This window comes from Pseudomonas sp. LG1D9 (assembly GCF_002949995.1).
Taxonomy (GTDB): domain Bacteria; phylum Pseudomonadota; class Gammaproteobacteria; order Pseudomonadales; family Pseudomonadaceae; genus Aquipseudomonas; species Aquipseudomonas proteolytica.
On sequence record NZ_CP026881.1, the window covers coordinates 1,456,178 to 1,481,547 of the forward strand.

19 protein-coding genes are annotated in these 25,370 nt (G+C 60.3%); 16 read left to right on the plus strand and 3 right to left on the minus strand.

Annotated elements, in window-relative coordinates:
• Positions 1–650: 650 nt before the first annotated feature.
• The 12 genes from C5F71_RS07035 to C5F71_RS07100 all read left to right on the plus strand — a co-directional run bounded on the left by C5F71_RS07035 (position 651) and on the right by C5F71_RS07100 (position 17,285).
• Positions 651–1,967, plus strand: a complete 1,317-nt coding sequence (locus C5F71_RS07035; RefSeq protein ID WP_029297911.1) for a nucleotide sugar dehydrogenase — start codon at positions 651–653, stop codon at positions 1,965–1,967.
• 148 nt (positions 1,968–2,115) lie between these two features.
• Positions 2,116–3,597: a mannuronan synthase gene (gene alg8, locus C5F71_RS07040; protein ID WP_371923372.1), complete on the plus strand. Its 1,482-nt coding sequence runs from the start codon at positions 2,116–2,118 to the stop codon at positions 3,595–3,597.
• A gap of 38 nt (positions 3,598–3,635) precedes the next feature.
• The gene (locus tag C5F71_RS07050) at positions 3,636–4,805 is read left to right on the plus strand and encodes an alginate biosynthesis protein Alg44 (protein WP_029297907.1); all 1,170 of its coding nucleotides are present in this window, start codon (positions 3,636–3,638) and stop codon (positions 4,803–4,805) included.
• 98 nt (positions 4,806–4,903) lie between these two features.
• Entirely contained in the window at positions 4,904–6,349 is a 1,446-nt protein-coding gene (gene algK / locus C5F71_RS07055) for an alginate biosynthesis TPR repeat lipoprotein AlgK (protein ID WP_050492962.1), read from the plus strand.
• A complete protein-coding gene (locus tag C5F71_RS07060; RefSeq protein WP_104910875.1) occupies positions 6,346–7,833 on the plus strand; it encodes an alginate export family protein in 1,488 nt (495 codons plus the stop codon). Before algK ends, C5F71_RS07060 begins: the two co-directional genes overlap by 4 nt.
• The gene (gene algG / locus C5F71_RS07065) at positions 7,833–9,422 is read left to right on the plus strand and encodes a mannuronan 5-epimerase AlgG (RefSeq protein WP_104910876.1); all 1,590 of its coding nucleotides are present in this window, start codon (positions 7,833–7,835) and stop codon (positions 9,420–9,422) included. Before C5F71_RS07060 ends, algG begins: the two co-directional genes overlap by 1 nt.
• A gap of 11 nt (positions 9,423–9,433) precedes the next feature.
• On the plus strand, positions 9,434–10,882 hold the full coding sequence (locus C5F71_RS07070; RefSeq protein WP_029297898.1) for an alginate O-acetyltransferase: 1,449 nt from the start codon (positions 9,434–9,436) through the stop codon (positions 10,880–10,882).
• A gap of 8 nt (positions 10,883–10,890) precedes the next feature.
• Positions 10,891–11,991, plus strand: coding sequence for a mannuronate-specific alginate lyase (locus C5F71_RS07075; RefSeq protein ID WP_070995619.1), 1,101 nt, complete (start codon positions 10,891–10,893; stop codon positions 11,989–11,991).
• Between the two features lie 217 nt (positions 11,992–12,208).
• Positions 12,209–13,741, plus strand: coding sequence for an MBOAT family protein (locus C5F71_RS07085; RefSeq protein WP_029297894.1), 1,533 nt, complete (start codon positions 12,209–12,211; stop codon positions 13,739–13,741).
• An 11-nt stretch (positions 13,742–13,752) separates the two neighbouring features.
• Positions 13,753–14,943, plus strand: a complete 1,191-nt coding sequence (locus C5F71_RS07090) for an alginate O-acetyltransferase (RefSeq protein WP_029297893.1) — start codon at positions 13,753–13,755, stop codon at positions 14,941–14,943.
• Between the two features lie 16 nt (positions 14,944–14,959).
• Positions 14,960–15,613 (plus strand): alginate O-acetyltransferase AlgF, encoded by a 654-nt coding sequence (locus tag C5F71_RS07095; RefSeq protein ID WP_029297892.1) that lies wholly within the window; start codon positions 14,960–14,962, stop codon positions 15,611–15,613.
• 220 nt (positions 15,614–15,833) lie between these two features.
• On the plus strand, positions 15,834–17,285 hold the full coding sequence (locus C5F71_RS07100; protein WP_029297891.1) for a mannose-1-phosphate guanylyltransferase/mannose-6-phosphate isomerase: 1,452 nt from the start codon (positions 15,834–15,836) through the stop codon (positions 17,283–17,285).
• Positions 17,286–17,363: 78 nt separating this feature from the next.
• Here the strand turns inward: C5F71_RS07100 and C5F71_RS07105 are convergent, their stop codons facing one another.
• Entirely contained in the window at positions 17,364–20,165 is a 2,802-nt protein-coding gene (locus tag C5F71_RS07105; RefSeq protein WP_104910877.1) for a dermonecrotic toxin domain-containing protein, read from the minus strand.
• Positions 20,166–20,367: 202 nt separating this feature from the next.
• Between C5F71_RS07105 and C5F71_RS07110 the strand changes: the two genes are divergently transcribed.
• Together C5F71_RS07110 and C5F71_RS07115 are read left to right on the plus strand one after the other, a co-directional pair.
• Entirely contained in the window at positions 20,368–20,832 is a 465-nt protein-coding gene (locus C5F71_RS07110) for a multidrug transporter (protein WP_104910878.1), read from the plus strand.
• 24 nt (positions 20,833–20,856) lie between these two features.
• The gene (locus C5F71_RS07115) at positions 20,857–21,669 is read left to right on the plus strand and encodes an SDR family oxidoreductase (RefSeq protein ID WP_104910879.1); all 813 of its coding nucleotides are present in this window, start codon (positions 20,857–20,859) and stop codon (positions 21,667–21,669) included.
• Positions 21,670–21,746: 77 nt separating this feature from the next.
• Here the strand turns inward: C5F71_RS07115 and C5F71_RS07120 are convergent, their stop codons facing one another.
• Entirely contained in the window at positions 21,747–22,655 is a 909-nt protein-coding gene (locus C5F71_RS07120; RefSeq protein WP_104910880.1) for a LysR family transcriptional regulator, read from the minus strand.
• Between the two features lie 111 nt (positions 22,656–22,766).
• Between C5F71_RS07120 and C5F71_RS07125 the strand changes: the two genes are divergently transcribed.
• Together C5F71_RS07125 and C5F71_RS07130 are read left to right on the plus strand one after the other, a co-directional pair.
• On the plus strand, positions 22,767–23,948 hold the full coding sequence (locus C5F71_RS07125; protein WP_104910881.1) for an MFS transporter: 1,182 nt from the start codon (positions 22,767–22,769) through the stop codon (positions 23,946–23,948).
• Complete coding sequence (locus C5F71_RS07130; protein ID WP_104912603.1) at positions 23,948–24,352, plus strand: DUF4440 domain-containing protein; 405 nt, start codon at positions 23,948–23,950, stop codon at positions 24,350–24,352. Before C5F71_RS07125 ends, C5F71_RS07130 begins: the two co-directional genes overlap by 1 nt.
• A 150-nt stretch (positions 24,353–24,502) precedes the next feature.
• On the opposite strand, the gene C5F71_RS07135 is transcribed toward C5F71_RS07130, so the two are convergent.
• Complete coding sequence (locus C5F71_RS07135; protein ID WP_104910882.1) at positions 24,503–25,363, minus strand: HlyD family secretion protein; 861 nt, start codon at positions 25,361–25,363, stop codon at positions 24,503–24,505.
• Positions 25,364–25,370: the final 7 nt, after the last annotated feature.

Sequence of the window (25,370 nt, forward strand, 5' to 3'; positions counted from 1 at the left end):
ACCACTTTTTTCAAACAGTAGTGGCATAAAACTATATCCCCGCGCCAACTCCCTATATCCACTAGCCCAATCCGCAAGTGCTATCAATATAGTACTAGTGCCATCTTTGCTTATATTTCAAGAAATTTCGAGAAACAGGATGAGCGGCCAGGAACTATGTCTGCGAGTGCCGCTCATACCACCGGTAACGATTATCTCTGTTCTTGTGCGATATGACTTACACAGCGACCAACGAAAGTAGCAAAGTTGTCATATATAACTTTGACTGCTCGGTCTAATTACCAACTGCTTAGTTGAGGGCGGGCGATCAGGTTGCATGACCATCCCCTACAAGGCCAGGGCTAAAGCCTACCTAAATGGGTCAGTGAGACAACCCAAGGCATTGATAGATAAAGGCTAAACGCCAATATCAAGGCTTTGCGGCACTGACGCCAGACCCTTCTCACAGAAGACTGGCTGCATTTCAGGGCAAGCCCCAACAATAAGGCCAAGTTGCGCACAACTTGAGTGCATTAGTTAGTCACTCGACTTTTAACATGCCTGTACATGGCAATGCAGTGTCTATTCACGGCATTTCCTAGTGCATGAGTGACGCTTGAAAACATGAACTCCGGCCATTTAATGGCGTGATAAAGATAGAGGTAAATGCGATGCGCATCAGCATATTTGGTTTGGGTTACGTGGGCGCAGTATGTGCCGGTTGCCTGTCTGCACGGGGCCATGAAGTGGTCGGTGTAGACATTTCCAAGGATAAGATCGACCTGATCAATGCGGGCAAATCCCCCATCGTTGAACCGGGCCTGGGCGAACTATTGAGCCAGGGCATTGCCAGCGGCCGGTTGCGCGGCACCACCAACTTCGCCGACGCCATCCGCGATACCGACCTGTCGATGATTTGCGTCGGCACGCCCAGCAAGAAAAACGGCGACCTGGAACTCAACTACATCGAAGCGGTGTGCCGCGAAATCGGTTTTGTCCTGCGTGACAAGACCACCCGCCACACCATCGTGGTGCGCAGCACCGTGCTTCCCGGCACTGTGGCCAACGTGGTAATCCCGATCCTGGAAGACTGCTCCGGCAAAAAAGCCGGCGTCGACTTCGGTGTCGCGGTCAACCCGGAGTTCCTGCGCGAATCCACCGCCATCGCCGACTACGACCTGCCACCGATGACCGTAATCGGTGAACTGGACAAAGCCTCGGGCGACGTCCTGCAGTCGCTGTACGAAGAACTCGACGCCCCGATCATCCGCAAGGACATCGCCGTTGCCGAGATGATCAAGTACACCTGCAACGTGTGGCACGCCACCAAAGTCACCTTCGCCAACGAAATCGGCAACATCGCCAAGGCCGTGGGCGTCGATGGTCGCGAAGTGATGGAAGTGGTCTGCCAGGACAAGACCCTCAACCTGTCCCAGTACTACATGCGTCCGGGCTTTGCCTTCGGCGGCTCGTGCCTGCCCAAGGACGTGCGCGCCCTGACCTACCGCGCCAGCTCCCTGGATGTGGAAGCACCGCTGCTCAACTCGCTGATGCGCAGCAACGAATCCCAGGTGCAGAACGCCTTCGACATCGTCTCCGGTCACGACAAACGCAAGGTCGCCCTGCTGGGCCTGAGCTTCAAGGCCGGCACTGATGACCTGCGCGAAAGCCCACTGGTGGAGCTGGCGGAAATGCTGATCGGCAAGGGCTTCGACCTGAGCATCTACGACAGCAACGTCGAATACGCCCGTGTGCATGGGGCAAACAAGGATTACATCGAAGGCAAGATCCCCCATGTGTCGTCACTGCTCAACTCGGACTTCGACGATGTAATCAACAACAGCGACGTGATCATCCTCGGCAACCGTGACGAGAAATTCCGCGCCCTGGCGCAGAACGCCCCGCACGGCAAGCAAGTGATCGACCTGGTGGGCTTCATGTCCCAGGCCACCAGTGTCAATGGCCGTACCGAAGGCATTTGCTGGTAACCGCGCTGATCGCCGGCAAGCCGGCTCCTACAGGTCGCGCATGTCATGTAGGAGCCGGCTCGCCGGCGATGGCGCCCCACTGTAAGCCTGCCACAACCCCATCGGGCCACCCCACAGGCTCGCCCGAGACTCCAGACGGATGCAGATTATGCACAGGCTAAAGCACGGCCTCCTTCAGGCCGCCGGTTGGCTGTTGTTTTTAAGCGTGTTGATGTGCCTGGCCCTGGCGTTGCCGGCGAGCACATTCGACTCGCAGTCGAGAAATTTCATCTTCCTGATTGGCGCCGTCGGTATCTGGCGCTACTCCATGGGCGCCACGCACTTTGTACGCGGCATGCTGTTCCTGTACGTGGTCTACCCGCACCTGCGGCGCAAAGTGCGCAAGCTGGGCAAGGCGGCGGACCCCTCCCACGTATTCCTGATGGTCACCAGTTTTCGGATCGACGCGCTGACCACCGCCCAGGTCTACAGCTCGGTGATTCGCGAGGCCATCGAGTGCGGCTTCCCTACCACCGTGGTCTGCTCCCTGGTGGAAATGTCCGATGAGCTGCTGGTCAAGAGCCTCTGGGAAAAGATGAACCCACCGGATCACGTCAAGCTCGACTTCGTGCGGATCGCCGGCACCGGCAAGCGCGATGGCCTGGCCTTCGGCTTTCGTGCGATCTCCCGCCACCTGCCGGACGACCGCGCCGTGGTTGCGGTAATCGACGGCGACACCGTGCTGGCCGAGGGCGTGGTGCGCAAGACCGTGCCGTGGTTCCAGCTGTTCGGCAATGTCGGCGGCCTGACCACCAACGAGTTTTGCGAAGTGCGCGGCGGCTACATCATGAGCGAGTGGCACAAACTGCGCTTCGCCCAGCGCCACATCAACATGTGCTCCATGGCCCTGTCCAAGCGCGTGCTGACCATGACCGGGCGCATGTCGGTGTTCCGGGCCAGCGTCGTCACCGACCCCGGCTTTATCGCCGACGTGGAAAGCGACTCGCTGCAACACTGGCGCCTGGGCCGCTTCAAGTTCCTGACCGGGGACGACAAGTCCAGTTGGTTCAGCCTGATGCGCCTGGGCTACGACACCTTCTACGTGCCCGATGCAGCGATCAACACCGTGGAACACCCCCCTGAAAAGAGCTTCATCAAGGCCAGCCGCAAGCTGATGTTCCGCTGGTACGGCAACAACCTGCGCCAGAACTCCCGGGCCTTGGGCCTGGGTATGCAGCGCCTGGGCCTGTTCACCAGCGTGGTGCTGTTCGACCAGCGTGTGTCGATGTGGACTTCGCTGCTGGGCCTGACCGTGGCGATCCTCGCCACCTTCAAGTATGGCGGTGCGTTCATCCTCGCTTACCTGCTGTGGATTGGCATCACGCGCCTGATCCTGACCCTGTTGCTGTCGTGCTCGGGCCACAAGATCGGCCCCGCCTACCCGGTGATTCTCTATTACAACCAGATCATGGGCGCGCTGGTGAAGATCTACGTGTTCTTCCGCCTCGATCAACAGTCCTGGACCCGCCAGGACACCAAACTGACCCGCGATTTGGCCAGCTTTCAACGTTGGTTCAACACCTGGTCGTCTCGGACCATGACCTTCTCCGCCGGCAGCATTTTCGTCGCCGTGTTGCTGATGATGGTCTGACCCTGCCAAGCCTGAATTAACCTAGGAATTAGTACGCCATGAACAGCCAAGTAAACGCCAACGTTGTCCACGAATCCGAAGCCCAGCGCCAACACGCCCGGGTCAAAATCCCGGCCAAGCTACGCTTTTTCGGCGCCGACCGCACGCCCATGGAAGTGCGGGTCATCGACCTGTCAGCCGGCGGCCTGGCCTTCAATGCCGCCCAACAACCGTTGAAAGTCGGTGATGTGCACAAGGCGCGCCTGCAATTTGTGATCGACAATCTGGGCCTGGCGATGGACGTGGAGCTGTTGATCCGCTCCCACGACCGCCAGACCGGCCGCACCGGTTGCCAGTTCCAGAACCTGGATGCCCAGGATATTTCCACACTGCGTCACCTGATCACCTCGCACCTGTCCGGCGACATCGTGACCATGGGTGACGTGCTGGCCACCTTGCAGCGCGACAACTTCACCAAGGCGCGCAAGGTCAAGGACAGCGGCAGCGGCATGAGTGCCTTTGGCCGCCTGCGCGCCGTGACCTTCAGCCTGGCGATCTTCCTGGTAGGCCTGGCGGCGTTCGGGTTTGTGTTTAAGTCGGTGTACGGCATGTACTTCGTCAGCCACGCCCAGGCCGGCCTGGTCAGCGTGCCGGGGATGAACGTCACGATGCCCCGCGACGGCACCGTGCAAAGCCTGATCAAAGACAACGGCGTTGCCGCCAAAGGCGCGCCACTGGCGACCTTCAGCACCAGCATGCTCGATGTGCTCAAGGGCCACCTGGACGAAGACCAACTGCAACCGGCCAAGGTCGAAGAGCTGTTCGGCAAGCAAATGACCGGCACCCTGACCTCGCCTTGCGACTGCATCGTCGCCCAGCAGTTGGTGGCCGACGGTCAATACGCGAGCAAGGGTGATGTGATCTTCCAACTGGTGCCGCGCGGCAGCCAGGCCAACGTCGAGGCGCGTTTCTCCTATCGCCAGTTCGGTGATGTGCGCCCAGGCACGCCGGTGAGCTTCCAGGTCGCCGATGAAGAACAGACCCGCACCGGCACCATCGTCAGCAGCACCAGCCTCAACAGCGCCGACCTGTCCTCGGATATCCGTGTGCAGATCAAGCCCGACGCCCCCCTGGACAGCGCCTACGCCGGCCGCCCGGTGGAAGTGACCAGCGACCGTGGCCCGTCCCTGAACTGGCTGATCGATAAAGCCATGGCTGCTGGTTTGTAAGCGAGGACATGCCTGTGAACCCTATTTCAAGAACAACACAATCCCTGTGGGAACCGCCTGTTGTGGGAGCCGGGCTTGCCCGCGATGCAGGCGACGCGATGCATCAGACAAACCGCGACGATGCCATCGCAGGCAAGCCAGCTCCCACAAAAGCGCGCTCCCACATCCGCCCTGTGGCGCTGCTGGCATTGGCGGTCAGCCTGGCCGGTTGCGCCGGCCTGCCCGACCAGCGCCTGGCCAATGAAGCGCTCAAGCGTGGCGACACCGCCACCGCTGCGCAGAACTATCAGCAACTGGCAGACCTGGGTTACAGCGAGGCCCAAGTCGGCCTCGCGGATATCCAGGTCGGCAGCCGCGACCCGGCGCAGATCAAGCAGGCCGAGGCCACCTATCGCGCGGCGGCCGATGTATCGCCACGCGCCCAGGCCCGCCTCGGTCGCCTGCTGGTGGCCAAGCCCGGTGCCACCGAGGCCGAGCACCGCGAAGCCGAAAGCCTGTTGAAAAAAGCCTTTGCCAATGGCGAGGGCAACACCCTGATCCCGCTGGCGATGCTGTACCTGCAATACCCCCACGATTTCCCCAGCGTCAACGCACAGCAGCAGATCGATACCTGGCGCACTGCCGGCTACCCCGAAGCGGGCCTGGCGCAGGTGCTGCTGTATCGCACCCAGGGCACTTACGACCAGCACCTGGATGACATCGAGAAAATCTGCAAGGCCGCGCTCAGCAGCACCGATATCTGCTACGTCGAGCTGGCCACCGTCTACCAGAAGCGCGAGCAACCGGAGCAACAGGCCGAACTGCTCAAGCAGATGGAGGCCGGCTACAGCCGTGGCACCGTCACCGCCCAGCGGGTCGACAGTGTGGCCCGTGTGCTGGGCGATGCCTCCCTGGGCAAGACTGATGAAAAAACCGCCCAAGCCCTGCTGGAAAAAATCGCCCCGGGCTACCCGGCGTCCTGGGTCAGCCTCGCGCAGTTGCTCTACGACTTCCCGGAACTGGGCGACGTCGAGCAAATGATGAAGTATCTGGACAACGGCCGTGCCGCCGACCAGCCCCGCGCCGAATTGTTGCTGGGCAAGCTGTACTACGAAGGCAAGTGGGTGCCGGCCGATGCCAAGGCCGCCGAAGCGCACTTCCAGAAAGCCCAAGGCCAGGAAGTGGCTGCCGATTACTACCTCGGCCAGATCTACCGCCGGGGCTACCTGGGCCAGGTCTACTCGCAAAAGGCCCTGGACCATTTGCTGACCGCGGCGCGCAACGGCCAGAACAGTGCCGACTTCGCGATCGCTCAATTGTTTTCCCAGGGTAAGGGCACACGGCCCGACCCGCTCAACGCCTATGTGTTCAGCCAACTGGCAAAAATCCAGGACACCCCGCAGGCCAATGAGCTGGCCGCGCAACTTGAACAACAACTGCCGCCCGCCCAGCGCGCCGAGGGCCAGCGCCTGCTGCAACAAGAGCTGGCCGCCCGTGGCGCCTTGAGCCAAAGCACGCTGCAACTGCACGCCCTGCAAGAAGAAGACGGCGAGGAATCCCTATGAAACTCAATCCATTCGTCAAGGCCGGCATTGGCTTGACCTTCGCCCTGCTGTGGTCGTGCCCGACCCTGGCCGCGCTGACCGAAGACAAGAACTTTGGCCTGGAAGTGAAAGTCACCGGCCAGTCCGAAGATGACCGCGACCTGGGCACGCAAAAAGGCGGCGACGTCAACGGCATCGGCCTGGATGTGCGCCCGTGGATCTACGGCGAAAGCGGCGCCTGGAGCGCCTACGCCATGGGCCAGGCGGTGGCGTCCAGCGACATCATCGAGACCGACACCCTGCAACAGTCCGATGGCGACACCACCGAGCAGTCGAGCAACAACGACCGCAAGACCAAGAAGAATTACCTGGCCCTGCGCGAGTTCTGGGTCGGCTACAGCGGTTTCACGCCCTACCCTGGCGAGATCCTCAAGCTCGGCCGCCAGCGCCTGCGCAATAACGATGGGCAATGGCGCGACACCAATATCGAAGCGCTGAACTGGACCTTCGACACCACCCTGCTCAAGGCCAATGTCGGCGCTGCCGAACGCTTCAGCGAGTACCGCACCGACCTCAAGGAACTGTCTCCCGAAGACAAGGACCGCCAGCACCTCTATGCCGATGCGGCCTACCAGTGGACTCCCGGCCATTGGGTCGGCGTGCGCGGGCATCACACCCACGACGACGGCAAGCTCGACTACCCGCAACCGGGCGTGGCTGCCGACCCGCTGGACAAGCGCCAGAACGGCGACCTGACCTGGCTCGGCCTGGAAGCCAACAGTGACGCCTACAACTGGCGCAACACCAATACCGTCAACTACTGGGCCAGCGTCACCGGCATGCAGGGCGAGCGCAGCAACGTCAACGCGTTGAACGCCGACGGTAGTCGCCCCACCAACGCCAAGCGCAACACCGATGTAGACGGCTGGGCCACTGACCTCGGCGTGCGCCTGCGCCTCGACCCGCAGTGGCAAGTGGGCGCGGCCTATGCCCGCGCCAGCGCCGACTACGAACAGAACGGCCTGCAAAGCAACCGCTCGAACTTCACCGGCACCCAGTCGCGGGTGCATCGTTTTGGCGAGGCGTTTCGCGGCGAGATGAACAATATGCAGTCCATGAGCCTGTTCGGTTCCTGGCAGCTGCGCGACGACTACGACGCCAGCCTGGTCTACCACAAGTTCTGGCGCGTGGACGGCAACAAGCCGGTGGGCAGCAACGGCATCGATGCGGTGCAGAACAACTACGACGACGTCACCGGTGCCGTGTTGTCCAGCGCATCCCTGCCGTTGGAAGACGGCAAGAAAGACCTCGGTCAGGAGATGGACCTGGTGGTCACCAAGTACTTCAAGAAAGGCCTGCTGCCCGCAGCGCTCAGCCAGTCGATCGACGAACCGTCGGCCCTGGTGCGCTTTCGTGGCGGCGTGTTCAAACCGGGCGATGCCTATGGCAAGCAAGTCGACTCGTACATGCACCGCGCCTTTGTCGACGTAGTCTGGCGCTTCTGATGGGAGCCTGCGCAATGAATCCTCACGCCCTCAAAGGCTCGGCCCTGCTCGCTGCGGCAATGCTGCTGGCGTGCGCCCCGGCCTTTGCCAATGTCGAGCCGCAGGTCAAGGCGCCCACCATCGCCAAGGAACTGCAACAGGCCAAGACCTACACCATCACCAGCCCGCCCACCGCGCCGCTGGAGATGCCCAAGCCGGCGCTGCCGGACCTCTCGGGCTACACCGCACAAGCCGTGGCGAAGAAAATCGTGCGCAGCAAGGCCGGCAAGGTCAGCGTGCGCCGGATGATGCAGGAAAACGCCCTCAAGGACTTTATCGGCGGCGACAACAAGATGGCCGAATGGGTGGTGCGCCAGCATGGCATCCCCCAGGCGATCTTTATCGACGACGGCTACATGAACCTCAAGGACCTGCTCAAGAAGGTGCCCAAGCAATACCTGAGCGAAACCTCGCCCGGGGTATTCCTGGCCAGGCTGCCGATTGTGGTCGGCGAAAAAGGCATCCTCGAAATCGATAACCAGACCCAGGAATTGCGCCTGTCCCAGGAGGCCGGTTCGTTCCTGGTCAACGACGGCCAGCTGTTTGTGCGCGACACCAAGATCACCGGCTGGCGCGAGAAGACCAACGGCCCGGCGACCTTCCGCTCGCCCAAGGAATTCCGCCCGTTCCTGCTGGCCTGGGGCGGCACCCAGACCTATATCGTCAACAGCAAAATGGCCAGCTTCGGCTACGCCAACAGCAAGTCCTATGGCGTGAGTATTTCCCAGTACACGCCGAACATGGCCAAGGTCCTCAAGCGCCCGGAACCCACCGGCTGGATTGTCGATTCCGAGTTCTCCGACATGTGGTACGGCTTCTACTGCTACGAGACCACCGGCTTTGTGATCAAGGGCAGCACCTACAAAGACAACATCGTCTACGGCATCGACCCCCACGACCGTTCCCACGGCCTGATCATTGCCGACAACACCGTCTACGGCACCAAGAAAAAGCACGGGATCATTATTTCCCGTGAGGTCAACGACAGCTTCATCTTCAACAACCGCAGCTACGACAACAAGCTCTCGGGCCTGGTGATCGACCGTAACAGCGTGAACAACCTGATCGCCGATAACGAGATTTACCGCAACCACACCGACGGCATCACCCTCTATGAGAGCGGCGACAACCTGCTGTGGGGCAACAAGGTGATCAGCAACCGTCGCCACGGCATTCGGATCCGTAACAGCGTGAATATCCGCCTGTACGAGAACCTCGCCATGGCCAACGGCCTGACCGGCGTCTACGGCCATATCAAGGACCTGACCGACACCGACCGCGACATTGAGCTCGACCCGTTCGACACCAAAGTCTCGCTGATCGTGGTCGGCGGCGAACTGGCGGCCAATGGCAGCGGGCCGCTGTCCATCGACTCGCCGTTGAGCATCGAGCTGTACCGCGTGTCGATGCTCGCGCCGACCAAATCCAGTGGCATCAGCTTCTCCGGCGTTCTTGGTGAGCGCCAGGAAGAGATTCTCGACTTGCTGGTACGCCAGAAAAAAGCCGTGCTGATCGACCCTGTCGAACGCCAGACCCAATTGCAGGACTGAGGATGACCTTTATGCACCCACACATGATCAAGCTGCTCAGCCTCTCGGGTTTGACCCTCGGCATCCTGGCCGCCAGCAGCGGCGTGCGCGCCGATGAAGCCAAGGCGCCGAGCTTTACCGCCGAGCCGTGCTGCAACCTGTGCCCCGAGGCTCACGACGCAAAGAACTACACCACTCGCTACCAGCAGAACTTCACCACCCTGGTACAGGCCCAGGGCGACTGGCTGTTCCGTACCCAGGAAGACCTGCGCACCGAATTCGACACCACCCCGGCCGGCTACAAGCGCATGCAGCAACTGCACGATGCGTTCAAGAGCAAGGGCGTGGAGTTGGTGGTGGTCTACCAGCCGACCCGTGGCCTGGTAAACCGCAACAAGCTCAACCCGGCAGAGAAAGCGCGCTTTGATTTCGACAAGGCCCTGGGCAACTACAAAACCATGCTTGGGCGTTTTGCCAAGATGGGCTACGTGGTGCCGGACCTGTCGCCGCTGACCAATGAACAACTGCCGGACGAACTGCCGGCCCACGACTTCTACTTCCGTGGCGACCAGCACTGGACGCCGTATGGCGCCCAGCGCACCGCGAAAATCGTCGGGGCCAAGGTGCGGGCCATGCCTGAATTCGCCGGGATCCCCCAGCGTGAATTCGAGACCAAGAAATCCGGACGCATGGGCAAGACCGGCACCCTGCACAACATGGCCGGGCAGTTGTGCGGCACCAGCTACGCGATCCAGTACATGGACCAGTTCAGCACCGAGCCCAAGGGCGAGGCTGCGGACGGCGACCTGTTCGGCGATTCCGGCAACCCGCAGATCACCCTGGTGGGCACCAGCCACAGCGGCAAGAACTACAACTTCGCCGGCTTCCTGGAACAGGAAATCGGCGCCGACATCCTTAACGTCGCCTTCCCCGGCGGTGGCCTGGAAGGCTCGATGATCCAGTACCTGGGCAGCGAAGAATTCCAGAAAAGCCCACCGAAGATTCTGATCTGGGAGTTCTCGCCGCTGTATCGCCTCGACCAGGAAACCATCTACCGCCAGATGATGGCCCTGCTCGACAACGGCTGCGAAGGCAAGCCGGCGCAGATGAGCGCCAGCACCACCCTCAAGCCCGGCAAGAACGAGCTGATGGTCAACAGCAAGAACATGGACCTGCGCAATAGCCGCCATCAGGTCGACATTCGCTTCGCCGATCCTTCGGTGAAAACCCTGCAAGCCACCCTCTGGTACATGAACGGTCGCCACGAGGACATCAAGATCGACAAACCCGAAACATCCGAGACAGACGGGCGTTTCGCCTTTGAACTGCGCACCGATGAAGACTGGGCCTCGCAGAACCTGCTGGCCGTGGAAGTGCAGGGTCCCGAAGCGGGCGCTGCCGCGCAGAAAGTCGAAGCGAAAATTTGCACACGCAACGTGTTCCCAAGCGGCGGTCAGCAGACCGCGCAACTTGGGCAATGAGGTTACCTATGCACAAGTTACTGATTCCAACGCTGCTGGGCCTGGCGATGTTTGCAGGCCAAGTCAACGCCGCCGCGCCGCTGCGCCCGCCCCAGGGCTATTTCGCGCCGATTGAAGCGTTCAAGACCGGCGACTTCAAGAACGACTGCGACGCCATGCCGACGCCCTACACCGGCTCACTGCAGTTTCGCAGCAAATACGAAGGTTCCGATAAAGCCCGTTCGACCCTGAACGTGCAATCGGAAAAAGCCTTTCGCGACAGCACCGCCGACATCACCAAACTGGAAAAAGACACCAGCAAGCGGGTGATGCAGTTCATGCGCGACGGTCGCCCGGAGCAATTGCAATGCACCCTGAACTGGCTGGTGAGCTGGGCCAAGGCCGATGCGCTGATGTCCAAGGACTTCAACCACACCGGCAAGTCCATGCGCAAATGGGCGTTGGGCAGCATGGCCTCGGCCTATGTGCGCCTGAAGTTCTCCGAGTCGCAACCGCTGGCCAAGTACCCGCAGGAGTCGCAACTGATCGAAGCCTGGTTCAACAAACTGGCCGAGCAAGTGGTCAGCGACTGGGACAACCTGCCCCTGGAAAAAACCAACAACCACTCGTACTGGGCCGCCTGGTCGGTGATGGCCACGTCCGTCGCCACCAACCGTCGCGACCTGTTCGATTGGGCCGTCAAGGAATACAAGGTCGGCGCCAATCAGGTCGACGCCCAGGGCTACCTGCCCAACGAATTGAAGCGCCAGCAACGGGCCTTGGCCTACCACAACTACGCCCTGCCGCCGCTGGCGATGATCGCCAGTTTTGCCCTGGTCAATGGCGTGGATGTGCGCGGTGAGAACAACGGCGCGCTCAAGCGCCTGGGCGACAAGGTGCTGGCCGGGGTGAAGGATCCGGACATCTTCGAGCAGAAGAACGGCAAGGAGCAGGACATGCATGACCTGGAGCAGGACTCCAAATTCGCCTGGCTCGAACCCTTCTGCACCCTCTACACCTGTGCCCCGGAAGTGATCGAACGCAAGCACGACATGCAACCGTTCAAGACCTTCCGCCTGGGCGGCGACCTGACCAAGGTCTACGACCCGGCGCACGAAAAAGGCCGTTGATGGAACGGGCTCCCAATGTGGGAGCGGGCTTGCTCGCGAAAGCGGTCTGACATTCAGCATTGATGTCACCTGACACACCGTTATCGCAGGCAAGCCCGCTCCCACATTTCAAGCCGGTTTCGACAGTGAAAAAGTAGTACCGCCCTCCCCGGTTTTGCGTGGGGGGTTTGGGGGGGCCGTTGGCCCTTGACTGTTGGTTAAACATGGAGAGATCGGGATGGTTTTCTCGTCCAATGTGTTCCTGTTTCTGTTCTTGCCGATCTTTCTCGGCTTGTACTATTTGAGCGGGCAACGCTATCGCAATCTGCTGCTGCTGATTGCCAGCTACGTGTTCTACGCCTGGTGGCGGGTGGACTTCCTGGCGCTGTTCGCCGCCGTGACCCTGTGGAACTACTGGATCGGCCTCAAGGTCGGTGCGGCAGGCGTGCGCACCAAGCCGGCGCAGCGCTGGCTGCTGCTCGGGGTGGCGGTCGACCTGTGCATCCTGGGCTACTTCAAGTACGCCAACTTCGGCGTCGACAGCATCAACCTGATGATGAAATCGGCGGGCCTGGAGCCGTTTATCCTCACCCACGTGCTGTTGCCGATCGGGATCTCGTTCTACATCTTCGAGTCCATCAGCTACATCATCGACGTGTACCGCGGCGACACTCCGGCGACCCGCAACCTCATCGACTTTGCCGCGTTCGTGGCAATTTTCCCGCACCTGATCGCCGGCCCCGTGTTGCGCTTTCGCGACCTGGCCGACCAGTTCAACAACCGCACCCACACCCTGGATAAATTCTCCGAGGGCTGCACGCGGTTCATGCAGGGCTTTATCAAGAAGGTGTTTATCGCCGACACCCTGGCGGTGGTGGCCGACCATTGCTTCGCCCTGCAAAACCCCACCACGGGCGATGCCTGGCTCGGCGCGCTAGCGTATACCGCACAGCTGTATTTCGACTTCTCCGGCTACAGCGACATGGCCATCGGCCTGGGCTTGATGATGGGTTTCCGCTTCATGGAAAACTTCAAGCAGCCGTATATCAGCCAGTCGATCACCGAGTTCTGGCGGCGCTGGCATATCAGCCTGTCTACCTGGTTGCGCGACTACCTGTACATCACCCTGGGTGGCAACCGCAAAGGCACGCTGACCACCTACCGCAACCTGTTCCTGACCATGTTGCTCGGCGGCCTGTGGCACGGCGCGAACATCACCTACATCGTGTGGGGCGCCTGGCACGGCATGTGGCTGGCGATTGAAAAAGCCATCGGCCTGAACACCTCGCCACGCAGCTTCAACCCGGTGCGCTGGGCCTTCACCTTCCTGCTGGTGGTGATGGGCTGGGTGATCTTCCGCGCCGAAAACCTGCACGTTGCCGGGCGCATGTACGGCGCGATGTTCAGCTTTGGCGAGTGGTCGCTGTCGGAACTCAACCGCGCCAACCTCACCGGCCTGCAAGTGGCAACCATGGTGGTGGCCTACGCCACGCTGGCGTTCTTCGGCCTGCGCGACTTCTACAGCAATCGCCCGGCCGACAAGGCCAAGCCGGCTGACCCGAGCCTGATCAAGGCGGTGCCTGGCGATACCCCCGGCAGCATCCAGGAACCCGGCTTCAGCGTCGGCAGCAACGCCGCCGTGCAACCGGCCTACTGGACTGCCGACTGGCCACGCTATGCCATGCGCGCGGTGATCCTGCTGCTGTTCGTGGCTTCGATTCTGAAACTCTCGGCGCAAAGCTTCTCGCCGTTCCTTTACTTCCAATTCTGAGGGAGCCGACCATGACCCGTTCATTCCGCATCCTCTACGCCGCGCTGTTCATGGCCCTGCTGCTGGCCCTGGGCGCGTGGTCGGTGCGCAGTTTCTTCGGTTTCAATACCAACGCCGACGCCACCGTGCTCAACGGGCGCTGGGCCAAGGCGGTCGAAACCCATTACGACGATGAGTTCCCGATCAAGCGCCTGGGCACCAACCTCTGGGCGGCCCTGGACTACAAGCTGTTCAACGAAGGCCGCCCCGGCGTGGTGTTGGGTCGCGATCACTGGCTGTACAGCGACGAGGAGTTCAACCCCGCCGTCAACGAAGAGCAGAACCTGCAAGACAACTACGCCCTGGTCGAAGGCGTGCGCCAGACCCTCAAGGCCAAGGGCGTGCAATTGGTCATGGCAATTGTCCCGGCCAAGGTGCGCCTGTACCCCGAGCACCTGGGTGAAGTGCAACCAGCGAGTATTCATGCCGGGCTCTACCAGGACTTCCATGCCCGGGTGGCCGCCGACAAGATCATCGCCCCCGACCTGCTGGGCCCGCTGCAACAGGCCAAGCTCCACGGCCAGCAAGTGTTCCTGCGCACCGACACCCACTGGACCCCGGATGGCGCCGAAGTCGCCGCCAAGCAACTGGCCAGCGTGATCAACGCCAAGACCCTGCTCAGCGGCGAGCCCCAGCGGTTTGTCACCGACGCCGAAAGCATCGCCCCCCACAGCGGTGACCTGCGCCTGTTCCTGCCCCTGGACCCGCTGTTCGAAAACCTGATGCCGCCCAAGGAACCCCTGCAAAAACGCGTGACCCACGCGGTGCAGGCCCAGGCAGCGGGCGACGATGCGTTGTTTGCCGACAGCGAGATGCCGGTGGCCCTGGTGGGTACCAGCTACAGCGCCAACCCCAACTGGAATTTCGTCGGTGCCCTCAAGCAAGCCCTGGGCAGTGAAGTGGTGAACTACTCCGAGGACGGCCACGGCCCGATCCTGCCGATGCTCAGCTACCTGAAAAGCGATGACTTCAAGAACAGCCCGCCGCAGGTGCTGATCTGGGAGTTCCCGGAACGCTATCTGCCGGTGAACAACGAAATCGGCGACGCCGACCCCAAGTGGGTTGCGCAACTCAAGCAAGCCGGTACACGCCAACAGAACATGGCAATCAACACACCCGTTAAAACCCAGAAATCCGAGACGCCCGACCGGGCGCAAAACTGAAAGAGAGGTAACTCACATGACTTTCACTACTACTCCTCGTCGTCTCGCCAAGACCCTGGCCCTGGCCGCCGGCATGAGCTTCGTATCGATGTCCGCCTTCGCCGGCGACGCCGCCCTCTACGGACCCATCGCGCCAAAAGGCTCGAGCTTCGTGCGCCTGTTCAACGCCAGCAACCAGGAAGTCAGCGCCAGCGTCGGCAACACTGCGTTGAGCGATGTGGCGCCACTGGCCAGCAGCGACTTCAGCTTCCTGCCGGGCGGTGACTACAGCGCCAAGGTCGGCAGCCAGAACGTCACGGTCAAGCTGGCCGCCGATCACTACTACACCCTGGTCAACAGCGGCACCGGCCAGCCGCAACTGATCGAAGAACCACCGTTCAAGAACAAGCAGAAATCCCTGGTGCGCGTGCAGAACCTCAGCGACAAGGCCCTGACCCTGAAGACCGCCGACGGCAAGACCGACGTGGTCAAGGCCGTGGCCGCCAAGGGCCGTGGCGAGCGCGAGATCAACCCGGTGAAGGTCAGCCTGGCGCTGTATGACGGCGATAAAAAAGTCGGCGACGTGAAGCCGGTGGCGCTGGAGCGTGGTGAGGCGGCGGTGCTGTATGTCACCGGTTCCGGTTCGAGCCTGTCGCCAGTGTGGGTCAAGCGCCCGGTGTCGACCCGCTAATTATTTCCTGAACTGACGGCTACCCACTGTAGGAGCGAGCTTGCTCGCGAAAATCGCCAACCATAACGCGAGCATTCTGAATGAACGCGGTGTCTGGAAGTGCTTCGCGAGCAAGCTCGCTCCTACAGGGGATCAAGGCGTCAGTTCGGACCGAGACAAAAACAAGAGTGAAACGACTGAATTTCGTTGCTCTAACCCATACAGATTCAAGGAGAAACCCATGATCCCAGTAATCCTTTCCGGTGGTAGCGGCTCACGTCTTTGGCCGCTTTCGCGTAAACAGTTCCCTAAGCAGTTCCTGGCCCTGACCGGCGAGCACACGCTGTTCCAGCAAACCCTGGAGCGCCTGGTGTTCGAAGGCATGGACAGCCCGATCATTGTCTGCAACAAAGACCACCGCTTCATCGTCAACGAGCAGTTGAGCGCCCGCAAGCTGGAAAGCCAGCGCATCCTGATGGAGCCGTTTGGCCGCAACACCGCGCCGGCCGTGGCCCTGACCGCGATGATGCTGGTCAATGAAGGCCGTGACGAACTGATGCTGGTCCTGCCCGCCGACCATGTACTGGACGACCAGAAAGCCCTGCAACGCGCCCTGGCCCTGGCCACCGTGGCCGCCGAGCGTGGCGAGATGGTGCTGTTCGGCGTACCGGCCACCCGCCCGGAAACCGGCTACGGCTACATCAAGTCCACCAACGACTCACTGCTGCCCGAAGGCGTCAGCCGCGTGCAGCAGTTCGTCGAGAAGCCGGATGAAAAACGTGCGGTGGAGTTCGTCAAAAGCGGTGGTTATTTCTGGAACAGCGGCATGTTCCTGTTCCGCGCCAGCCGCTTCCTCGAAGAGCTGAAAAAACACGACCCGGACATCTACGATACTTGCGTGCTGACCCTCGAGCGCAGCGAGCATACCGCTGATACCGTGACCTTCGACGAAGCCACCTTCGCCTGCTGCCCGGACAATTCCATCGACTACGCGGTGATGGAAAAGACCCAGCGCGCCTGCGTGGTGCCGCTCAGTGCCGGCTGGAGCGACGTGGGCTGCTGGGCCTCGCTGTGGGCGGTCAATGACAAAGACGCCAACGGCAACGTGACCAAGGGCGACGTGGTGATCCAGGACAGCAAGAACTGCATGATCCACGGCAACGGCAAGCTGGTGTCGGTGATCGGCCTGGAAAACATCGTGGTGGTGGAAACCAAGGACGCGATGATGATTGCCCACAAGGACAAGGTCCAGGGCGTCAAGCAGATGGTCAACACCCTCAACGAACAAGGGCGCAGCGAGACCCAGAACCACTGCGAAGTCTACCGCCCGTGGGGCTCCTACGACTCGGTGGACATGGGCGGGCGCTTCCAGGTCAAACACATCTCGGTCAAGCCGGGCGCGTGCCTGTCGCTGCAGATGCACCATCACCGCGCCGAACACTGGATCGTGGTCAGTGGTACCGCTGAAGTGACGTGCGACGAGAACGTGTTCCTGCTGTGCGAGAACCAGTCCACCTACATCCCGATTGCCTCGGTGCATCGCCTGCGCAACCCGGGCAAGATCCCCTTGGAGATTATCGAAGTGCAATCGGGCAGCTATCTGGGCGAGGATGATATCGAGCGTTTTGAAGATATCTACGGGCGCTCGACGCCGGTTGAGCGTGGCGTGTCGGTGAAAACTATCGCGCAGTAGACCCCGCAAAAAACAGCCGCCTATCACGCTCTGCGTCCCCTATCCGCAGCGAGTGATGGGCGGTTTGTCTATTGGCGGTCAAGCGGTGTACGGCGTCTCGCCGCGAGAAATGACGCGACTCACCAGTTCATCGCTGGCGCCATCCCTGTATTGCAACGGAATGGAGAAAGGGGTCTCCACATAAAAAATATGTGGATGTCCGGGGACTTCCACCAACTTCAGACCGGTGGTGTTTATCTCAAAGTAATCGGTCATCTTATTCAGCGTTTTGCCATATTTGTTACGCCCGAAAATCATCTGGGATATGACCTCCGTAGGCTTATCTTCAGGCGCCAGATCGGTGAAGTAATGCCTGCCCTGCCCTTTAGGCAGCGGGCCACCTCTTAAATCGGTAGAGGACGGTGAAAAAGAGCGGTCAGCGACGAAAGCGGAATGACGACTTCGGTTGTTGTATTTGTAGAAGACGTTCTTTCCTTTAATGGGAGGTTCCAGGGTGGCTTTTTCACCGGGAAAGGCTTCAGGTAACTTGGGGCGTTTTAAGGTGGATTGCCCACCGGAAGTGGATGGCCCCGAAGAACTGCCTGGCTCAGCAAGGCGTTTTCGACCAATGCTCACATCCCTATCGATACTTTGGACCCCGCCCAGCATCCTGCTCGAACGCCATTGGCCATTAGCAACAGCGTCGACTGTCAATACAGGCTTGCCGCTCTGGGGGTCGATAATCTGGACATAGTCGTTACTGAGTTTGAAATCACTCTTGATCTCATACGTGTTGGCGATACCTGTCTGGTCGGTATAACGGATAAACCAACGGTCTTTTCCCAGCTCGTCCTTGAATTGATAAATACCTTTGGCATTAACTGTACTTTTGGCGAGTAATGACTCGCCATCCGCAACAGCGTAGATGCTGATATTGCCCGCTTGTGACGGCAGCAGGCGATTGGGTATGTCGAAACTAGCGTATTCAGGGCCGGATGCCGGTTCAAGGATTGGCGGCTCCTTTTCCGGCAGCGTGAAAGGATCTTCAGCTTTTGAGCCGACACCTACAGAAGAGAACAACACGTTGAGCATTCCATCGAATACCTTCGCCGCCCCGTCATGACGTTCAGCTTGAGTATCGCCCGTGATCTCTTTTTCAGTGCCCAGCGCCACTTCAGTGAGCCCCGTGATGACTGCGGCTGCGGCGATTGGAGCCGCCAGCGGGGCCAGCTTGACTAGCAACTCTGCGCCGACCGAGATGTCATTGAGCCAAATATCACGAGTGACCTCGCTGTTGGACTTGATCGCGGTGTCTGCATCACTTTTCATGCGCTGTTGGCTTAGATGCGCCATGTGGCTGAACACATCGCCCTTGATCGCGAAGTTGCCGCGGTCGATGACCCTGCCCTCTTGATTACTGACGGTTCCTGCACCGAGGTATTCCAACGATGTATCGACGCCGTCTTTCGGACGGACTTCAGTCAGGAAGCTTAGCTGCACTATTGTGTTAAATAATACGGCCCCCGCCCCGGTTTCACTGTTCTGCCGATCCGCCAGCGAGAAGTGCGACTCCAGGGCTTTACGCAAGGAGGGCGTGCTGGCCTGATCGCTGACCCATCGATCCATTTTTTCCAACGAGTCGAATTTCAGAAAGGCTGGCTGGGCGTCAGGAATGTAGAGGAGTTGCACGCCGTCCAGACGACCATTGACGTATTTTTTGGGCAACTTGCCGGGTAGGGTAAAACGCACAATGTCATTTGACTGGAAGCCATTGATATCGAAGACATGGGCCTGGACAGCACCTGTTACCGGGGATGTTGCCTGCAATTGTGCAAAGGTCAGGGGCTGGTTTTCAGATACGCCCTCACCACAAACAGCCGTCATCAGCTGTTTATAGTCGCTCCTGGTGAACTCATGCTCGGGCGGCTGCAGCGCTCGTTCAGCAGGTAACTTGGCCTCCTGGGACTTGAGTTGTTCACTTGCCTTATGGATGAACACCCCCTTCTGGACAGTCCGATAGTTATCGGCGTGGTGTTCCCAGAAGTCGTCGATTTTTTCCGACATTACCGTTTGGAAGTCGACGTTCCAAAGAGCCTTCATAAACTGGGAAGGCGCCAGGGGAATTTGGTTATGAGCGCCGTAGCCTGCTTTTTTGCTGTGTCCGGGGCCGTCTTTATACAAGCCCGCTTCCGAGTCCAGATTGCCGGGAACCCCGTCGTTTTCGGAGAAGTTCTTCAATACCGCATCGGTCAACGTGATTGAAGAGGAAGGTTCTTCCTTCATATGCTCCCAGCCGGTAGCGGTTGTAGCAGATTGCGTGCCGTTAAAACGATTCAGATACGTCTTATCGGCGTCTACATGGAGGCCGGTCAACTTGAACACGATGTCTTGCGCGCACTTTTTGGCTTCTGCGCGCACGTCTGGAAATGCCGCAGCCGTGCCTAAGGCAATATTGTTGAATTTGGCTTTCTCGACATTGGCCTTGGCCACTTGCTCGGTAATGACTGCATAGGCATTGGAAGTGCTTTCCGGTGCCTGTGAAGACACGATTTGTCTGAGTTGGATGAGTTCTTCATGATTTTTCGGAATGTTCCAGCCGTTGGCTGTGATGTATTGCCATAGGCTGACTTCTATGGCCGGGCCTGCATCTTTCGTATCGGGCTCCAGTTGGATCTTCGTGGTTTGCAAGGCCGGAAAAATAAGCTCATTGGTTATGCGACCCGTTGTGATGCCTTGCTCCAGGCCTGCCAGTGTCTGAGTCAGCGAGTTACGGTTGTCCAGATCACTGGAGCCTGCACCGGTGGTTGGTTGCGTATTGGATGTTGGCTTTATTGAGCTGCTCTCTTGGGTAACCTCGTATTCGTAGGCTCCGGAAGAAAGATTCTGTATCGATATACTCATGGTGTTTATCCCCGACAGATACAAGAAAGCCCGCAGAACAACAGTTGTCAGTCTGTGGCTGTATCTATGTAAGTGATGCGAACAACGCCATCCATTCCAGTGAAAAGGTAACGGGGGATATCTCCAGAGCGTACTCGCAACCCGATAGGCAACCGTACCCCGCCAACGGTACGATGGTTCCCCCATCCGCGAGGCTGCCTCCATGTTCTTCGGCGTTCTACTGATCATCACCTGGCTGATCCTGCTGCTGCGCTATCCCGCCAAGGCGTTGCCTGTATCCCTCGTAGCAGCAGTGGGTCTGGGTTTCGTGGCGATGTGGGTGGTATGGCTGGACAACCGCGAAGCCGCGCAACTGGCGCGCCTGGAGCTACGCATCAGCTACGCCCCCGAGCAATGCCCTGCCGATCGCCCCTTGCTGCTCAAACTCAACAATGGCAATGACGTCCCCCTCACCGAATTGCGCTGGCGCGTCGCCGCCTATGCGCCGGGCGATACGGTCAACCTGGCCGACAACGTCTATGCTGCCCCACGCTATCGCGGCCCCGGCGAATTGCAGGCCGGCGCCACCTGGGAAGATTGCCTGCCGATGCCGCCGCTGCGCCCCGGCTATCGCCCGCAAACCCTGGAGTTTCGTGCCGAACGCTTGCAAGGCAGCTTCTGCGACTAATTAATAACGACAAAGGACTGAGCCATGCCCAACGTGCTTATCACCGGTTGCTCCAGCGGCATCGGCCGCGCCCTGGCCGATGCCTTCAAGGCTGCCGGCTATGACGTGTGGGCCAGCGCCCGCCGTCCCGAAGACGTCGCGACCCTGGCGGCAGCCGGCTTCAAGGCCGTGCAACTGGATGTCAACGATGGGGCGGCCCTGGCGCAACTGGCCGGGCAAGTGGGCGAACTGGATGTGCTGATCAACAACGCCGGCTACGGCGCCATGGGCCCGTTGCTCGATGGCGGTACCGCGGCGATGCAGCGCCAGTTCGAGACCAATGTGTTCTCCATCGTCGGCGTGACCCAGGCGTTGTTTCCCGCGTTGCGCCGTAACAAAGGGTTGGTGGTCAACATCGGCAGCGTGTCCGGGGTATTGGTCACCCCGTTTGCCGGCGCCTACTGCGCCTCCAAAGCCGCCGTCCATGCCCTGAGCGATGCCCTGCGCATGGAGCTGGCGCCGTTTGGCGTGCGGGTCATGGAAGTGCAGCCGGGGGCAATCAACACTAGTTTCGCCAAGAACGCCGGCACCCAGGCCGAACGGCTGATCACCGAACAATCGCCATGGTGGCCGTTGCGCGAAAGCATCCGTGCGCGCTCCCAGGCGTCCCAGGACAAGCCAACCCCAGCCAGCGTGTTTGCGGCGGATGTGCTCAAGGCCGCGCAACAACCTGAACCACCGCGCCTGTTGCGCTCAGGCAATGGCAGCCGCGCGTTGCCGTGGATGGCGGCGCTGTTGCCCAAGGTGTTGCTGGAGAAGGTGTTGAAAAAACGGTTTGGGTTGGGTGGCCAACTCTAGGTTTATTCCGAGACCGAGCCGCCTGTATCGCGAGCAAGCCCGCTCCCACACTTACCGAGTACATCCTTGAAAGACGGTCAACCTGTGGGGGCGGGCTTGCTCGTGATGGCGTCCCAACCAGCAACATAACCCTCCTTCATGAAATCAATAAACGCCCGCACCTTGAGCGGCAAATGCCGCGTGTCCGGATACAGCGCATACACCCCTTGGGGTACGAAGCGATGATCCGGCAACAGGTGTACCAATCGCCCGGTGTCCAGATCCTCCTGTACCAGCCACTGTGGCAGGATTGCCACGCCATGGCCGCGCACGGCAAATGCCTGGAGCACGGCGGCACTGTCAACCATAAGCGCACTGGGGCCAGAGCGATATTGATGCTCGCGACCTGCCGGGTCGATCACACTCAACTCGTTCAATCGGCCGTGCCCCAGCTTGGGCAGTTGTTCAAGTTCATCCAGCGTATGGGCGCTGCCAAAACCAGGCGCCGCGACGGCGAATATCGGGTACGTGGATAACTGCACCGCACGATGATTGGAATCCAGCAAGCGCCCGAGCCGAATCGCCACGTCAAAGCGTTCGGAGATCAGATCGGCATGGGTGGAGGATGTGGATAAGTGGACATTCAGATCCGGGTGCAAACGGCCAAAGGCCTCCACCGCAGGGACGACCACGGCCAGCGCATATTCCACGGTAGTGGTGATGCGCAGGGTGCCTTTGAGCTGGGTGTGCTCCGAACGCGCCTCTTCCACCGCCAACTGCGCTTCTTCGAGCATGCGTGTACAGCGCAGGTAGAACCGCTCGCCGGCATCGGTCAACGCCAATTGCCGGGTGTTGCGCGTCAGCAGGGTGACACCGAGTTCAGCCTCCAGGCGCTTGAGATTAAAGCTGACCACGGCGCGGGTCTGCCCCAGTCTATCGGCCGCGGCAGTCAGCGAGCCGGCCTCCACCACCGTCTTGAACGTCTCGAAACGATCCAGGCTGACCATGGGCCACGCCTCCACTTGTCAAAATATTTTTGACAAACTAACAGTCAAACCAGCGTTCTCCAAGTATCCGCAGCACTCTATCCTGCCGGGATTGAATGCAGGAACGCCCCAATGACCTACCGCTCGAAAATCGCCTGGATCTTTTTACTGGGTTTCGCCCTCGATCTGGTGAACATGTTTGTCGCCACCGTCGCCTACCCGGATATCGCCCACGAACTGCAGGCTTCGGTCACGCAATTGGCGTGGGTCAGCAATGCCTACCTGCTCGGCCTGACCGTGATCATTCCCTTCAGTGTGTGGCTGGCGGCAATGCTCGGAGAACGACGTTTGATTGCCGCCAGCCTGCTGCTGTTCGCGGGCGCTTCAGTGATGGTTGGTCAGGCCGGCTCGATTAAGGCGCTGATCGGTTGGCGTTTGCTGCAAGGTTTGGGCGGTGGCCTGCTGATCCCAGTGGGGCAGGCCCTGGCTTATCGACACTTTCCAGCCGCAGAACGCAGCCAACTCACCGCCCGGGTGATGTCCGTGGCCCTGCTGGTGCCGGCGCTGTCCCCGGCGCTGGGTGGGTGGCTGGTCGATAGCCTGTCCTGGCGCTGGATCTTCCACGCCAATTTGCCGCTGGCGTTAATCACCCTGCTGCTGGCGTGGCTGTGGATAAAACCGGACGCGCCTGCAACTGCGCGCCCCTCCCTGGAGATGGGCAACCTGTTCAAACAGATCGGCAACCCGATGCTGCGCATCGCGATGCTGATCTACTTGTGCGTCCCCGGTGTGTTTATCGGCACCAGCCTGATCGCCATCCTCTACCTGCGCGGCCTGGGCTATGACGCCACGCACACCGGCGCGCTGATGCTGCCCTGGGCACTGGCATCGGCGCTGGCCATCTACCTCAGCAAGACCTTGTTCAACCGCTACGGCCCCAAGCCCTTGCTGCTGGCGGGCATGGGGCTGCAATGCAGCGGTATTGTGTTGCTCAACGAGCCTTCCCTGATCATTCTCGCCTACGGCCTGATGGGCCTGGGCGGCAGCCTGTGCAGCAGCACTGCGCAGACCCTGGCCTTTCTCGATATCCCCGCCCCGCGCATGGGCCACGCCAGCGCGCTGTGGAATATCAATCGGCAGCTGAGCTTTTGCCTCGGTGCAGCGGCACTCAGCGCCGTGCTATCAGCCTCGGATTCCTTCACCATGACCTTCTTGATCGCGGCAGCCCTGACACTACTGCCGCTTTTGGCAGTGCTGAGCCTGGATACCTCCAGGGTTCGCGCACTGCTTCACCCAGCCAGCGAGCCTCAATGATGATTGATTACAGCGACTTTTTTGAAGAAGTGATCCAGACCCACATCGAGATCGAGCAATGGTTTGCCGGCGTCGCGCCGGATGGCACCTTGCAAAACCTGCTGGCGCGCTTCTCCCCGGAGTTCAGCATGATCGCCCCCGCCACCGGCGCACGGGTCAACACAGCCGGGGTCAACGCCCTATTCACCCGCCTGGGCGGCATGCGTCCTGGGTTGAAAATCACCTTGAGCGAAATGGCAGGTATTGACCGACATGCACGCGGTGCCACGGTGACCTACCGTGAACACCAGATCGATGACAGCGGCACCCAAACGGACCGCCGCGCCACCGTGGTGTTCGAGAAACAGGCAAGCGGCGCGTTGCTGTGGCGGCATTTGCATGAGACCTATATCCAGGGCCAATAACTCTCCCCTGTAGGAGCCGGCTTGCCGGCGAAAATCGTCAACGCTAACGCGGAGCACCATGCTCCCCGCGTTGCTCTCAGGTTCTTCGCCGGCAAGCCGGCTCCTACAGTAAACCGCGAACCGATAGGCGATGTGCCTGATGCCCTTTGTTTAGTTTTGAGCCTGGTTGACAATCACGGTGCAGGTAATCCCCGCCGCCAACAACACGCCCTCCGGCACTTCATCGATATGGATCCGCACGGGCACGCGCTGGGCCAAACGCACCCAGTTGAACGTCGGGTTCACATCGGCGATCAGTTCGCGGCTCTCGGGGTTGTCGCGGTCGTAGATGCCGCGGGAGACGCTTTCTACGTGGCCCCTTAACGTCTCGCCGCTCATCAGTTGCATATCGGCTTTGTCGCCGACTTTGACGTGGGGCAGCTTGGTTTCTTCGAAGAAGCCATACACCCAGAACGAGTGCATATCGACCACGGCCATCTTGGCTTCGCCTATGCGCGCGTAGTCGCCGCGATGCACGTTGAGGTTGGTGACGTAACCATCCACCGCAGCCAGCACTTGCGTGCGTTTCAAATTCAACTCCGCCGCTTCCAACTGCGCCAGCGCGTGCTGGTAATCAGCCAGAGCGGAATCAGCAATGTTGCTCGCGTCGTCGCGGTTTTCCTTGGAGATCACCAGTGCATCAAGGTCCGCACGGCGATGGGCGTTGACCTTGCGCATTTCCCAGGTGGCCTTGCGCGAGGCCACCAATGATTGCGCCTGCTTGACCGCGATGCGGTAGTGCTCGGGGTCGATCTGCATCAGCAGGTCGCCCTTTTTCACCAACTGGTTATCCCGCACCGGCACGTCGACCACTTCGCCGGTGACGTCGGCGGCGACGTTGATGATGTCGGCGCGTACCCGACCATCGCGGGTCCACGGGGTTTGCATGTAATGCACCCACAACGTACGGCCAATCCAGATCGCCAGGGCCAGCACCAGCAGGGTTGCGAGCAGGCTGAAAAACTTTTTCATCGGGGCA